The sequence below is a fragment of the Nonomuraea sp. NPDC049486 genome, from assembly GCF_040676925.1.
In the GTDB taxonomy this organism is placed as follows: Bacteria; Actinomycetota; Actinomycetes; order Streptosporangiales; family Streptosporangiaceae; genus Nonomuraea; species Nonomuraea ferruginea.
The window spans coordinates 71,626-85,455 of sequence record NZ_JBFAPV010000005.1 but is presented as its reverse complement, the minus strand read 5'-3'; the positions used below and the strand labels follow the sequence as shown (position 1 = coordinate 85,455).

Sequence of the window (13,830 nt, the reverse complement as noted above, 5' to 3'; positions counted from 1 at the left end):
ACATGACGACTTTTCCACGTCTGGCCGCGTTCGGGCTGCTGGCCGGGCTCCTCGTCGCATGCACCCCCGGCGGCGACGGCGACTACGTCGCCGCGGGCCAGAAGCAGGAGCAACTGCCGGCGCTCACCGTGGAGCAGCTCGCCGACAAGGTGGGCTGCGCCCCGCGCATCCAGGTCGACGCCTCCGACATCCGCACCGGCTACTGCAAGACGGACGACGGCGAGTTCTTCGTGAGCACCTTCGCCACGGAGGACGGCAAGGACGCCTGGATGGACCAGGCGCCCGAGTACAAGCCGCACCTCGTCGGCCCCAGGTGGACCGTGCTCGCCGACCTGGAGGTGCTGGAGGCCCTGCAGATCCCGCTCGACGGCGACCTGCACCTGAGCGACCACCGCGTCAGCCAGTCGCCCGCCCCCGGCAACGACGCCGGCTCCGGCTACTGACCTTGCCCCCGGCGCGACCGAACTCGAAGTGTGCCAGCCCCACGCTTGAGGGACAACATCTGGGACGGCCCGCGCCAGGGGAGGGCGAGTGCGCATCGCGATCAGCGGACACCGGGATCTGAGCATTGAAACGGCGGCCCTGGTGCGGTCGGCGATACGGGAGATCCTCCGGCCTTTCGGCGGCGACATGGTCGGCGTGTCGTGCCTAGCACCGGGGAGCGACCAAATCTTCGCTGACGTCGTCCTCGAACTCGGCGGGCGGCTGGAGGCCGTCGTGCCGGCCCGACAGTACGGCCCAGGGCTGCCGGAGGTCGTGCGGTGCGGGTACGACCTCCGGCTGGGCCTCGCCTCCAGAGTGCTCCGGGCGCCGTTCGACCGGCCCTCTCCGGAGGCGTACGCGTCGGCCAACGCGCTGCTGCTGCGAGACGCCGACGTGCTGGTGGCGGTCTGGGACGGCCGGCCGGCGAGGGGCACGGGCGGGACCGCCGACGTGGTCCGCGACGCCCGGCGCCTGAGCATAGAAGTGCGAATAGTCTGGCCCGAGGGTGCCCTGCGCGAGCCTTGACGCCGAAGGCCGGGCAGGATCGGCTCGGGTGCATGGACCTCGCTCACTTCCCTGAGCTGTTCCACCTGGCGGACCGGAGCGCGATCGCCGGTCAGCGAAGGTTTCTCGCTTCCACGCTGGTGCGCCTGGTCTCCCTCGCCATAGCGGCCGTCTTCGGTACCTTCAGCATCGAGAACGGGCTGCTCAACATCGCGGCCCTGATCACCGGCTCGGCGCTCGCGGTCGCCCTCGTGACCGAGGTCTACCTGCTGACGGCCCGGCCCGAGAGACACTGGCACGAGGCCAGGGCGGCGGCTGAATCCGCCAAGTCACTCGTCTGGCGGTACATCGTGGGGGGACAGCCGTTCGGCATGGCGGACGGGCCAGACGATCCGGACGCGCTCCTGCTGAGCAGGATGATGCACATCGCCACCCGTTTCCGGGGCATCCCCACGCGGTCGCCCGCTGAGGAGGGGGAGGCCGTCACAGAGGACATGCGCAGGATCCGCGCGCTCACCCTCAAGGAGCGGCAAGAGTGCTACCGGCACGGGCGCATCAAGGATCAGCGGCGCTGGTACTGGGTGAAGGCGCAGCGGAACGAGCGGTGGGCGGTGGGCTGGTCCGTGGCACTGGCGTCGATCGAGGCGGTCGGGCTGGTCGCGGCGGTGCTCGGCGCCGCCCGGGTGATCGAACTGGACGTGCCGGGGATCGTGGGGGCGCTGGCCGTGGCGGGGATCGCGTGGACGCAAACCCGGCAGTACCGCTGGCTGGCGCAGTCGTACGCGGTGACAGCCCTGGAACTCGGCGTGATCGCCATCGAGGATCGATGGCCGGTGCTGGAGCGGGACTGGGCGCATTTCGTGGACGAGACCGAGGAGACGATCTCCAAGGAGCACATGCTGTGGGCCGCATCTCACAGCATCGAGGCGATGGATCACTAAGCCATGTCCCCGACCTGGGAAGACGCTGACCCACGGTAACGATTGCTTGCCCCTGGCGATAGACCTATGTCGCCAACCGCTGGTGAACCTCCTATTACAATCCGTGAATTAGGAGTCACTGAAAAGCCATGCCTGCACTTCCAAGCTATGAGACGCTGGGTACCGGTCTTTGACTCGTTTCCCCTCAGGTCGAATCGACGTTCCAAACATTCATATCACCTCAACAAGAACCAGGATTCCATGATGGCCGCACAGCTGCCCACGGGGCTCATTTCGGACGTTGCGCTATTCGCGGATTTGCGGCTCGCCGAGATGGAGGCGGTCGGCGAGGAGGAGCTGGCTCTGGCTCTCAGCCGTGTCGTGCCCAAGGTGGAGGAAGTCCGGCGGGTGCCTGTCGCGGCATTCAGTTCGTCCATCTGAGCGGGCAGGACGAGTCAGGTCATGAGCGGCAGAGGCGCCCCTCTCTCGCAATTCATCATCAAGGTGCACAGTCGCTGTGATCTTGCTTGCGATCATTGCTACGTATACACCAAAGCGGATCAATCTTGGAATTCTCGTCCGCGAGCCATGTCCGAGGAGATCGTTGCTCGAACGGCGGGCCGGATCGCCGAACACGCGCGCTTCCACCGCCTGGACGACGTCCGCATCGTGCTCCATGGCGGGGAGCCGCTACTCGCCGGACGCCCCCTCTTGGGCAGGCTCCTGAGCATCCTGCGCGACGCCCTGTCGTTCGTACCCGAGGTCGACATCCGGATCCACACCAACGGACTCCTGCTCGACGAGGGGTTCTGCGATCTGTTCGCCGAGCATGGCGTCCGCGTCGGCGTCTCGCTCGACGGGGATCGGCGGGCCAACGACCTCCATCGCCGCTACGCAGACGGGCGCAGCTCTTATGACCAGGTCAGCAGAGCCCTACGGCTGCTCCAGAGCAGGCCCGGCATCTACGGCGGCATCTTGTGCACCATCGACCTGGCCAACGACCCCGCCAACGTCTACCGGGCGCTCCTGCGCTTCGAGCCGCCGCACGTGGACTTCCTGCTTCCGCACGCCACCTGGGACGATCCGCCGCCGCGCCCGGCCGGCCGGCCCGCGCCCTACGCCGACTGGCTACTGTCGGTCTTCCGTCTGTGGGAGGAGGGCGGCAGGCCGGTTGACGTCCGCCTCTTCAACTCGATCATCCGCACCACCCATGGGAGATCCAGCCTGACGGAGGCGATAGGGCTGGAGCCCAGCGCCCTGGTCGTGATCGAGACCGACGGCACCTACGAGCAGGTCGACTCGCTCAAGGTCGCCTATGAGGGCGCAGCAGGCACCGGTATGAACGTCTTCAGTCACGACCTCGACGCGGTCGCCGCGCATCCGGGAGTGGTGGCGCGGCGGACGGGTCTCGCGGGGCTCAGCCGGATCTGCCGGGAGTGCCCAGTGGTGAGCAGTTGCGGAGGCGGCCTCTACCCGCACCGCTACCGGTCCGGCGCCGGGTTCGACGAGCCCAGCGTCTTCTGTCCAGATCTCTACAAGCTCATCACGAACGTCCGGGGGGAAATCAAGATACAGCGGCACGTCCTGCCGGCTCACACGCTCGACGCTCTGGCCCGCGGACTGGGCGGCGAGCAGGACATACGTTGGCTGGCGGCGTCGCAGCGCAGCCTTCAGCAAGCCCTGATGACCACGCTGCGCACCCGGGAGGACGCCCGCGCCGCCTGGGACGTTCTTGTGGACATGGAGTCCCGCGCGCCCGACGAGACGCGCCGCGTGCTCACCCACCCCTACGTCCGTGCCTGGGCCGTACAGTGCGTGAAGGGGAGGAGTCCGGCCCGTTACCTGGCCAACATCGCCGCGGCCGCCGTCGTCCGCGCCGGAGCCGAGGCCGAGTTGCTGGTGCAGGCGCACGACGGCCTCGTCCACCTGCCGACCGTAGCCACCTTGGGACCGGTGCGGGGTGAGACCGCCCTGCTGACCGCCGGGCCGGACGGCATCCTGCTCGACGGGCGCGAGACCGCCAGCCGGTCCGTCCGCACGCTCACCTCGGGGACCGGCTACGAGATCCTGCTGGAGGACTCCGACCCTTACCGCGACTGCCACCAGTGGCCGGTCGCACCGCCGCTGTCAGACGAGCAGGCGGACGCCTGGCAGGCGGCGTTCGACGCCGCCTGGCGGCTGGTCGAGCGGGAGCACCCCAGTTACGCCGAAGGCATCCGTGCCGGGCTGAATACGCTGACGGTCCTGGCACCGCCGCCTCCCGGCCGCGAGGCCAGCTCGGCGGCCCGGCAGGCGTTCGGCGCGGTGGCCGCAGCTCTGCCGCGCGATCCGGCCACGCTGGCGCTACTCCTGATGCACGAGTTCCAGCATGTCAAGCTGGGCGCGTTGCTCGATCTGTTCGACCTGTACGACGAGAACGACCCCCGGCGCTTCCCGGCTCCCTGGCGCGACGACCCGCGCCCGCTGGAGGGACTGCTCCAAGGCACCTACGCTCATCTGGCGGTCACCGACTTCTGGCGCGTCCACGAGCCGCGCGGAGAGCGCTTCCTGCGCTGGGGACGCCACACCGCAAGCGCCGTCGAGACGCTCGCTGGGTCCGGATCGCTGACACCGCTCGGCGACCTGTTCGTCGCCCGCATGCGCGAGGCTGTGACGCGGATGATCGCCGAGCCGGGCGGCGCCGGATGAACGTCCTCCTTCGCCGGCCGCCCGTGCGGAGCCTTGCCCTGGACGATCGCCGAGCCTGGCGTGGAACGAGCGTCCTGGAGGGCGAGCTGCGCGAGCTGGGAGTACGGGCGGGACGGGTGCTGGTGGTCCACGCGTCCCTGCGAGGACTCGGGCTCGGTTTTGAAGCCGGCGCCGTGGTATCCGCGTTGCGGTCGTTGCTGGGGGCGGAGGGGACCCTCGTGGTCCCGACCCACACGGCCGGGAACTCCGACACCTCCGCGCTCTTCCGCCGGGCAGTCGAGGGTATGACCACGGCCGAGATCGCCGCTCATAAAGCGGGGATGTCCGCATTCGACCGGGCCACCACGCCATCACAGGGCATGGGGCGGCTGGCCGAGACCGTGCGCGTACTGCCGGAGGCCGTGCGCAGCGCCCACCCGCAGACATCGTTCGCCGCAGTCGGCGCGCGTGCCGCGGAGCTCATGGAAGGGCATGATCCGCGCTGCCACCTGGGGGAGTCCTCGCCGCTGGCCAAGCTGTACGAGGCAGACGCCGACATCCTTCTGCTGGGCGTCGGCTATGACCGGTGCACCGCCTTCCATCTGGGGGAGTACCGATACTGTGCGAGCCCGCCCCGGCGGCGTTACCGCTGCGTGGTCGATTTCGGCCAGGGGGCACAGTGGTGGGAGTACGAGGACGTCGAACTGGACGCCAGTGATATGGCTCAGCTCGGGGCGGAATATGAAAGATCCGGAAATGTTGCCATTGGCCGGGTGGGCCAGGCCGAATGCCGGCTGATCTCCATGCCTGGTGCGGTCGATTTCGCCACTCGCTGGTATGCGATGCGGAGAAAGGTGTAGGAAATACCACAGCGGAGGGAGGCAGATGTCAGGTGGCGGGAGGCCTCGGCCTTACTTCTTCCTCAGCTACGCACGGTTGCCGCAGCAGCGCTTCAACCCCAGAGCCAACCCGAACAAGCCTCTTACCAGGCTCTTTGGCAACCTCTGCAGAAACATCCTCAACATGACGGATTGCTCTGAATCGGAAGCCGGATTCATGGATCAGGGGATGGATTCGGGCGACCGATGGCCTGACCGACTGGCGGACGCCCTGGCGACCTGTAAGGTGTTCGTTCCGGTATATTCTCCCCGCTATTTCACCAGCGAGGAGTGCGGGAAAGAGTGGGCCGCTTTCCTGCACCGCGTGCACGCGCAACGTGACGCCGAGGGCCGCGAACCGCAGGCGATCGTCCCTTTGGTGTGGCATCCGGTGCCCGTCGAGCAGTTGCCCGTCGTGGCCAGGCCGATCCAGTACTCGTTACAGAACGCCGGCGAGCGCTACCTGCGCGACGGATTCCACGGGCTGACCGAATTGCCACGCCTGTGGAGCCATCTCCGGGACGCGACGTACCAGATCGCCAGAAGGATCGTGACCGTCGCCGAGACCACCAACGTTGCCCCCTGCGAGCCGCTTCCCTACGACCAGCTCACCAGCGTCTTCGGCGACTACGGGGTTCGCCGCCCGCTCAAGGTGACGGTGATCGCGGCGATCGCCGATGCACTGCCCGAGGGGCGCAACGCGTTCTACTACGGCCGCGTGCCCGCGCAGTGGAGCCCGTTCCGCGACCAGGACGATGCCAGGCCGCTCGCCGACCTCGCCTGCGAGCTCGCCGAGGAGCATGGATACCAGGCGGAGGTCGTCGGCTTCGAGCAGTACATGGCACAGATGCTCGGCTCCGGGGAGCCGGAAGGACCGGAGCTGATGCTGCTGGACCCCTGGCAGGTCACGCGTCCCGGCGCCCGGGACGAGTTGCTCCGCCTTGATGCGAGCGACCGGCCGTGGATCAGCGTCGTCGTGCCGTGGAACCGGTCCGACCCGCAGACCAAACAGGTCAAGGGTGACCTTGAGAACCGCTTGCACGAGGCCCTGCCGAGGAAGTACGACAGCCCAGAGTCGCGGGACGTGGTGTCGGTCGAGGCGTTCCGCGACGCCTTCCCGGAGATCGTCGCCCGGGCGGCCAGCCACTTCTTCAGATCGGTCAGAACGTTCCCCCCGAGCGGCCAGAAGGGGCGCCGGCCTCGGCTTTTGGAGGATCAATGACGGAGAGCGAGCACGAGGGCCAGGTCGTGACGTTCTACTCCTACAAAGGCGGGGCGGGGAGGACCATGGCGCTGGCGAACACGGCGTGGCTGCTGGCGAGCAACGGTCTGCGCGTGCTGGCGATCGACTGGGATCTGGAATCGCCCGGACTGCACAAGTACTTCCACCCCTTCCTCGACAGCCGGCTCATCGAGTCGAGCCAGGGAGTCATCGACATCGTCAGCAACTACTCCTGGGAGGCCACCCGCGAGCACGAAGGCGCCGACTGGTATCGCGACTACGCGAAGGTCTCGCCGCACGCCGTTCCGGTCGAGTGGGACTTCCCCGCCGCCGGGATGCTCTACTTCCTCTCCGCGGGTCAGCAGAACCGCGACTACTCCTCCCTGGTGACCACTTTCGACTGGGACAACTTCTACGGGCGGATCGGCGGTGGCTCCTTCCTGGACGCGCTACGCGCCGACATGAAGGCCCAGTACGACTACGCGCTCATCGACAGCCGGACCGGCCTCAGCGACATCGCCGACATCTGCACGATGCAGATGCCCGACATCCTCGTCGACTGTTTCACCATGGCGGACCAGAGCATCGAGGGTGCCGCGAAGGTCGCGCGCTACATCCACGAACGCTACGCCGCTCGCAAGATCCGCATCCTCCCCGTGCCGGCCAGGATCGACGACGGCGAGAAGGAGAAGCTCGACGCGGGCCGGGCGCTGGCCCGCAGCAAGTTCGAGAAGTTCCCGGGAGGCATGTCCCCGGAGGAGGCGCAGCAGTACTGGGGACGGGTGGAGATCCCGTACAAGAGGTTCTACGCCTTCGAGGAGACGCTGGCGGTCTTCGGTGATCTGCCGGGGTCGCCCACCTCGCTGTTGGCGGCGTACGAACGGCTCACGGAGTTCATCACCGAGGGCCGGGTCACCTCCTTCCCGGGCATGGACGAGGCCACGCGCACCAGGTTCCTGGAGGCGTACACGAGGAAGCAGCCGGTGCAGCAGGCCGACCTGCTGCTCAGCTACGTGCCGGAGGACCGCATGTGGGCGGACTGGGCCGTTGCGGTGCTCACCCACGCGGGCTTCCGGGTGGTGCCGCGGATCGCCGGCAAGAGCGCTCCCGAAGGGGAGGGCTGCGTTCTCGTGCTGCTGTCCGGGGCGTACGCGCGTGTCGCCCGCTCTACCCAGGTGCCGCATCCGCTCGGTGCCGACGCTTTCGGTTCCCGCCAGGTCATCCCGCTCATGGTCAGCGAGTACCGCGGAGCCGTGCCCTTCACCGAACGACCGGCGGTCGACCTGGCCTCACTCGGGGCGGAACAGGCGGCCGAGACGCTGTTGCGGGTCGTGGGCAGGCCGGACGACGTGTCGGGTTACGACATACCGGCCGTGTCACCGTCATTCCGGTTCCCCCTCCACTCACCGGACGTCTGGAGCGTGCCGACCAGGAACGCCTCCTTCACCGGGCGAAACAGGATCTTGGAGTCGCTGCGCGACCGGCTCGTGGGCGGCGATGACCTGGGGTCGCGGCCGCAGGCCCTCTTCGGCCTGGGCGGCGTCGGCAAGACCCAGATCGCTCTCGAGTACGCCCACCGGTTCAAGGCCGACTACGGGCTGGTGTGGTGGGTCCCCAGCAACGATGTCGGTGAGATCAACCGATCGCTCGCGGCGCTGGCCGTGCGCCTCGGCATCCGGTTCGGCGACAGCATCGCCGATGGAGCCAAGGCGGCGCTGGAGGCGCTACGGCGCGGGCAGCCGCACGCTCGCTGGCTGCTCACCTTCGACAACGCCGAGGACGCCGAGGCGCTGCGGCCGTTCCTGCCGGGCGGCCCCGGTCACGTCCTGATCACCTCGCGCAGCCAGGCGTGGTCCAGTGTGGCCGTCCCGCTGGAGATCGACGTGTTCAGTCGCGAGGAGGGCGTCGAGCACCTGCTGCGCCGGGTCCCGAGACTGGCAGCCGATGAGGCTCTGCAGATCGCGGACGCTCTGGGTTATCTGCCGCTGGCGATCGAGCAGGCGGCCGCGTGGCTGGAGGAGACCTCCATGTCGGCGGGCATGTACCTCACCGAACTGGAGACGCAGACGCTCAATACGCTCGATCTCAACCAACCCGATGACTATCCCCACTCGGTGGCCGCGACGTGGGAGATCTCTTTCAACCAGCTCAACGTGCGGTCACCGGCCGCCGGACGCCTGCTCCAGCTCTGCGCCTTCTTCGCGCCCGAGTCGATCTCCCAGTCGCTGGTGTACAGCGATCGGATGCTGGAGGTCCTCAGACCGTTCGACGAGACGCTGCGCGACAAACTCGTACTGGGCCGCATCATCAGGGACATCGGCCGTTACGCGCTGGCCCAGGTGGACCAGGGCAACAACACGATCCAGGTGCACCGCCTGGTGCAGAAGGTCATCCGTTCCCGGATGAGGGAGGAGGAAGCGCTCACGGCGGAGCACGAGGTGCACCGGATCCTGGCCGCCGCCCGCCCCCGGCAGGGTGAGGTGGACGATCCCGAGAACTGGCCGCAGTACGAGCTGCTCTGGCCGCACCTGGGCCCGTCCGGCGCCATCACCTGTACCGAGGAGCAGGTGCGCCTCCTGCTCACCGAGTACGTGCGCTATCTGTACAAGCGCGGCGACTTCGAGAACGCCCTCGCCCGCGGACAGGAGCTGGCGCGTACGTGGGAGGCGGAGTTCGGCGCTGGGGACGGGCAGCGGCTGCACCTGCAGTTTCAGATCGCGAACGCGCTGCGCTCGCTTGGCCGCTTCGAGGAGGCCCGCGAGCTGGACGAGGAGGTGCGCGACGCGCAGCGCTCCCTGTACGGGGACAGCCACTACTACACGATGTTGACGTCGGGTTCGCTCGCCGCCGACCTCCGCGCGCTGGGGCGGTTCGACGAGGCCTTGGCGATGGACAGGGAGACGTACGAGCGGTGGAAGGACGCCTATGGCGAGGATTATCCGCGCACGCTCACCTCGGCCAACAATTTGGCGGTCTCTTACCGCCTGGTAGGCGACCCCTACAGCGCCATGGAACTGGACCAGGAGACGCGCCGCAGAATGCAGGCCAGTTCCGTGATGGGGCCATCCCATCCCGACACCTTGAACACCACCCAGAACCTGGCGCGGGACATGCGCGAGGCGGGTGAGTACCAGGCTTCGATCGAACTGCTCAAGGGAGCGCTCCCCCTCTACCGGGAGGTGCTCGGCGAGAACTACCTGCACACGCTGCGCGCGGGCAAAAGCCTGGCGGTCTCACTGCGCAAGGCCGGGCAGTACCAGGAGGCGCTCGGTCTCGTGCAGGACACCTACCAGCGCTACCAGCGGCTGTACCCCTCCGCGCCGGAGACCAAGGCGGCCGCGCTGGAGGTCGCCACCTGCATGTCGGTCATGGGTCACAAGGAAAGCGCCCGCGACATGACGGCCAAGGTCGTGGAGGACTACACGGAGTTGCTCGGCGTCGACCATCCCTACACGCTCGTGGCGGCCAACAACCTGATGGTCCTCCGGCGTGCCGTGGGGGATGTGGAGCCGGCCCACCGGGAAGGCGAGCGGGTGCTGGAGAGTTTCCGCCATCGGCTTGGCGAGAACCACCCCTTCACGCTGGCGTGCACCGTGAACCTCGCCAATTGCGCCGCCGACCTGGGAGACCTGGAACAGGCCCGGACTCTGGAGGTGCGCGCGCTCGACGGGCTGCGCCGGTGCCTGCGGCCGGAGCACCCGGACAGCCTGATCTGCCAGGCCAATCTGGCTATCACCCTGCGGGAGGTGGGTCAGCGGGCGGACGCCGAGCTCCTGCACGCCAAGGCACTCGACAGGCTCGCCGTCACGCTCGGGGGCAGCCATCCCAGTGTGGTCGCCGCACACGAGTGGGAGAGGCTCAACCGGGATCTGGAGCCTCAGCCGACCTGAGCCACAGCAGCACCTCGGGCAGCACGTCGAGGGCACCGAAGTGGGCGGCGTCGGGCTGTATCCGCACCAGCGCCCCGGGGATCCGGCTGCCGAGCCAGCTGGTGTGGCCGGCGGGAGAGAACACGTCGTCCTCGCCATGCCAGAGCAGTGTCGGGACGGTTATGTCGGCCGGATCGAATCCCCACGCGCTGGTGAGCGCGACCACGTCGTCCACCCAGCCATCCGCCGACTCGCGGAGCCCTTCGGCGAAGTTGCGTACGAGCATGCGCCGGATTCCGTCGTCGGCCACCACCTTGCGGTCCGATTCGGGCACCTGCTCGCGGAGCCCGAGAACCTTGCTGAACGGGTCCGCCCGGATCTGCTCGGCTGCCACGGTCAGCCGGGCGGCCACCGCGATGCGTCCGGTCCGGGCCACGCCGTACTCCACGATGTTGGACTCGTGCATCCCGTCGAACCAGTGGAGCCCCTCGGCGCCTGGCGGCGCCAGGCCGACCAGGGCGGCCGCCCTGGTGATCCGGTGGGGAAGCAGCGCCGCGCAGGCCAGCGCGTGCGGTGCGCCGCCTGAGCGGCCGACCACCCCGAACCTGCCCAGGCCCAGCGCCGCCGCGATCGCCTCGACGTCCGAGGCCACATCGGACACCGTACGGTCCGGCCTGCGCTCCGAGTGCCCGTAGCCGGGCCGGTCGAAGCTGATCAACCGGATACCGAGCCGATACAGCACCCCAGCCCTGGGTGAGGGGCCGAACCTGCTGCCCGGGGTGCCGTGCAGGAGAACGATCGGGTAGCCGTCAGGATTTCCGCTGTCTTCGACTGCGAGTCTTCTTCCGTCGGATGCGACCACCTCGATGGCCAAGAAGCACCTCCACGCGGTGTGCGGCTCACGGTGGATTTTCCCAGAATCGTGACCGCGGTCACCCGGGGCTTGGCGAGTTTCTCAAAGAGCCGGCCGGACCCGCTTCCTGAACACCCAGTACGTCCAGCCCTGGTAACCGAGCACGAACGGCAGCGCGATCAGGCCGATCCAGCTGAGCATCGTCAGCGTGTACGGGCCGGAGGCCGCCTCCGCCAGCGTCAGCCCTGGCAGCGGGGCGTGGCGCAGCTGGGCGAAGACCGCGACCGACACCAGCACGATCGTGGCCGCCATGGCCACGAACGCCCAGCCCTCGCGGCGCCGCCACACCAGCGCCGGCGCGGCGGCCAGCGCGGCCACCGCCGCGAGCGCCGGGATCGTGCCCATGCCCGACAGCGCCACCACGCCGATCGGCAGCGTCACCGCGCTCAGCGCGACCGCCGCCGACCTGGCCCGCTTGCGCACCGGGCCGTCCGTCTTGAGCGCCAGGAAGATCGCGCCGTGCAGCAGGCACACCGTCAGCGAGAACGCGCCGCCCAGCATCGCCGCCACCGCGCTCCCGTACAGGAGGTCGGCGAAGACCGTGCCCCACACGAACGCGGGCAGCGCGCTGCCGACCACGATGCCGAGGTCGCACCAGGCCGGGTTCTCGACCTTGCCGCGCCACTCCAGGCCGACGCCGCGCACGATCAGGCCGACGAGCACGAGCAGCACCGGCAGGTAGAAGCCGCTGAACATGCCCGCGTACCAGGCGGGGAACGCGGCGAACATGGCGCCCACCGCGGTGATCAGCCACACCTCGTTGCCGTCCCACACCGGCCCGATCGTCTGCAGGCTCTGCCGCTGCTCCTCGCCGTCGCCGCTGACGAACGGCGCAAGCAGCCCCACGCCGAAGTCGAACCCTTCCAGGACGAAGTAGCCCGTCCACAGGAAGGCGATGATGATGAACCACAGGTCGATCACGTCTGCTCCTCAGTACATCAGCGACGGCTGGCGCTTCTCGGCCGCGGGAGCGGGCTCGATCTCCTCGGGGCCCTTGCGTACGTGCCGGGCCAGCAGCACGATCTCGGCCACGGTGAGCGCGCCGTACAGCAGGGTGAAGATCGTCAGGGAGATCGCGACCTCGGCCAGGCTCACCCCGGGTGAGACGGAGGCCGCCGTGAGCAGCTCGCCCGCGACCGTCCATGGCTGGCGCCCGATCTCGCTCAGCAGCCAGCCGGCCGTCACCGCGAGCAGCGGCAGCGGGAGCGCCAGCAGGAACACCCGCGACAGCCAGGGCGGCATCGGCCTCCGGCGGCGGGTCAGCCAGAGCCCGAGCACGGACAGCCCGACGGTCGCCATGCCGAACCCGATCATCAGCCGGAACGACCAGAACACGATCGTCTGGTCCGGCCGGTAGTCGCCGGGGCCGAACTCCTGCTCGAAGCGCCGCTGCAGGTCCTCGGTGCCCTGGACGACGGCGTCGGGGTCGTTCGTGGAAAGGAAGCTGAGCACCTTGGGGATCTCGATGCCGGGCGCGACCGTGAACGGCGCTCCGGCGGTGTCGCGTTCGAGCCCTTCGGCGGCGGCCAGCTTCATCGGCTGCTGCTCGTACATCAGCTTGGCGGACGTGTCGCCGGTGACCGCGACCAGCGCGCCCGCGACCGCCGTCATCACCAGCGCCGCCCTGGCGGCGCCGCGCCACATCTCCGCCCGGGTCCGCAGCAGCCAGTAGCCGCACACCGCCAGCACGAACCCGCCGGCCACCACGAACGCGGCGGCGACCACGTGCGGCACCTGCGCGAGCGCGGTCGAGTTGGTCAGCACCGCCCACAGGTCCGTCATCCTGGCCTTGCCGTCGACCACCTCGTAGCCGACCGGGTGCTTCATCCACGCGTTGGCGGCCAGGATGAAGTACGCCGACAGGTTGGAGGCCAGCGCCGCCGCCCAGATGCAGGCCAGGTGGAGCCGCTTCGGCAGCCGGTCCCACCCGAAGATCCACAACCCGATGAACGTGGACTCCAGGAAGAACGCCAGCAACGCCTCCAAGGCCAGCGGCGCGCCGAACACGTCACCGACGAACGTGGAGTACTCCGACCAGTTCATGCCGAACTGGAACTCCTGCACGATGCCGGTGACCACGCCCATCGCGAAGTTGATCACGAAGAGCTTGCCGAAGAACTTCGTCAGCCGCAGGTAGTGGTCCTTCCCGGTGCGGTGCCACGCGGTCTGCAGCCCGGCCACGAAGATGCCCAGGCCGATCGTCAGCGGCACGAACAGGAAGTGGTACACGGTGGTCACCCCGAACTGCCACCGTGCGAGATCAAGTGCGTCCATGTCCCCTCATCGGGTCAACGAGCTCTACGGCTTGTAGTACATCTACTTGAAGTAGTACTACACGCTGTAGAGCAATGTGGTGCGACCTTGGTCACACCGG

At 68.5% G+C, this 13,830-nt stretch carries 11 protein-coding genes; 8 read left to right on the top strand and 3 right to left on the bottom strand.

Annotation, left to right across the window (positions count from 1 at the left end):
- Nucleotides 1-2 precede the first annotated feature (2 nt).
- The 8 genes from AB0K05_RS16550 (at nt 3) to fxsT (ending at nt 10,564) form a co-directional block, all read left to right on the top strand.
- Nucleotides 3-443 carry a hypothetical protein gene (locus AB0K05_RS16550; protein WP_271274948.1) on the top strand — a complete coding sequence of 147 codons (441 nt, stop codon included), beginning with the start codon at nt 3-5 and terminating at the stop codon, nt 441-443.
- Between the two features lie 88 nt (nt 444-531).
- The gene (locus AB0K05_RS16545; protein WP_271274947.1) at nt 532-1,008 is read left to right on the top strand and encodes a hypothetical protein; all 477 of its coding nucleotides are present in this window, start codon (nt 532-534) and stop codon (nt 1,006-1,008) included.
- Nucleotides 1,009-1,040: 32 nt separating this feature from the next.
- A complete protein-coding gene (locus tag AB0K05_RS16540) occupies nt 1,041-1,928 on the top strand; it encodes a DUF4231 domain-containing protein (protein WP_364229877.1) in 888 nt (295 codons plus the stop codon).
- Between the two features lie 243 nt (nt 1,929-2,171).
- A complete protein-coding gene (gene fxsA / locus AB0K05_RS16535) occupies nt 2,172-2,348 on the top strand; it encodes an FxSxx-COOH cyclophane-containing RiPP peptide (protein ID WP_364229875.1) in 177 nt (58 codons plus the stop codon).
- 21 nt (nt 2,349-2,369) lie between these two features.
- Nucleotides 2,370-4,595 carry an FxsB family cyclophane-forming radical SAM/SPASM peptide maturase gene (locus tag AB0K05_RS16530; RefSeq protein WP_364229873.1) on the top strand — a complete coding sequence of 742 codons (2,226 nt, stop codon included), beginning with the start codon at nt 2,370-2,372 and terminating at the stop codon, nt 4,593-4,595.
- Nucleotides 4,592-5,434 (top strand): AAC(3) family N-acetyltransferase, encoded by an 843-nt coding sequence (locus tag AB0K05_RS16525; RefSeq protein WP_271274943.1) that lies wholly within the window; start codon nt 4,592-4,594, stop codon nt 5,432-5,434. The genes AB0K05_RS16530 and AB0K05_RS16525 overlap by 4 nt, the downstream gene beginning before the upstream one ends.
- Nucleotides 5,412-6,674: a TIR-like protein FxsC gene (locus tag AB0K05_RS16520; protein WP_333485682.1), complete on the top strand. Its 1,263-nt coding sequence runs from the start codon at nt 5,412-5,414 to the stop codon at nt 6,672-6,674. Before AB0K05_RS16525 ends, AB0K05_RS16520 begins: the two co-directional genes overlap by 23 nt.
- Nucleotides 6,671-10,564: an FxSxx-COOH system tetratricopeptide repeat protein gene (fxsT, locus tag AB0K05_RS16515; RefSeq protein ID WP_271274941.1), complete on the top strand. Its 3,894-nt coding sequence runs from the start codon at nt 6,671-6,673 to the stop codon at nt 10,562-10,564. Before AB0K05_RS16520 ends, fxsT begins: the two co-directional genes overlap by 4 nt.
- Here the strand turns inward: fxsT and AB0K05_RS16510 are convergent.
- The 3 genes from AB0K05_RS16510 to AB0K05_RS16500 all read right to left on the bottom strand — a co-directional run bounded on the left by AB0K05_RS16510 (nt 10,533) and on the right by AB0K05_RS16500 (nt 13,730).
- On the bottom strand, nt 10,533-11,405 hold the full coding sequence (locus AB0K05_RS16510) for an alpha/beta fold hydrolase (protein WP_364230407.1): 873 nt from the start codon (nt 11,403-11,405) through the stop codon (nt 10,533-10,535). The genes fxsT and AB0K05_RS16510 overlap by 32 nt on opposite strands.
- 93 nt (nt 11,406-11,498) lie before the next feature.
- Nucleotides 11,499-12,377 (bottom strand): cytochrome d ubiquinol oxidase subunit II, encoded by an 879-nt coding sequence (gene cydB, locus AB0K05_RS16505; RefSeq protein WP_364229870.1) that lies wholly within the window; start codon nt 12,375-12,377, stop codon nt 11,499-11,501.
- A gap of 9 nt (nt 12,378-12,386) precedes the next feature.
- Entirely contained in the window at nt 12,387-13,730 is a 1,344-nt protein-coding gene (locus AB0K05_RS16500) for a cytochrome ubiquinol oxidase subunit I (protein WP_148030445.1), read from the bottom strand.
- Nucleotides 13,731-13,830 lie beyond the last annotated feature (100 nt).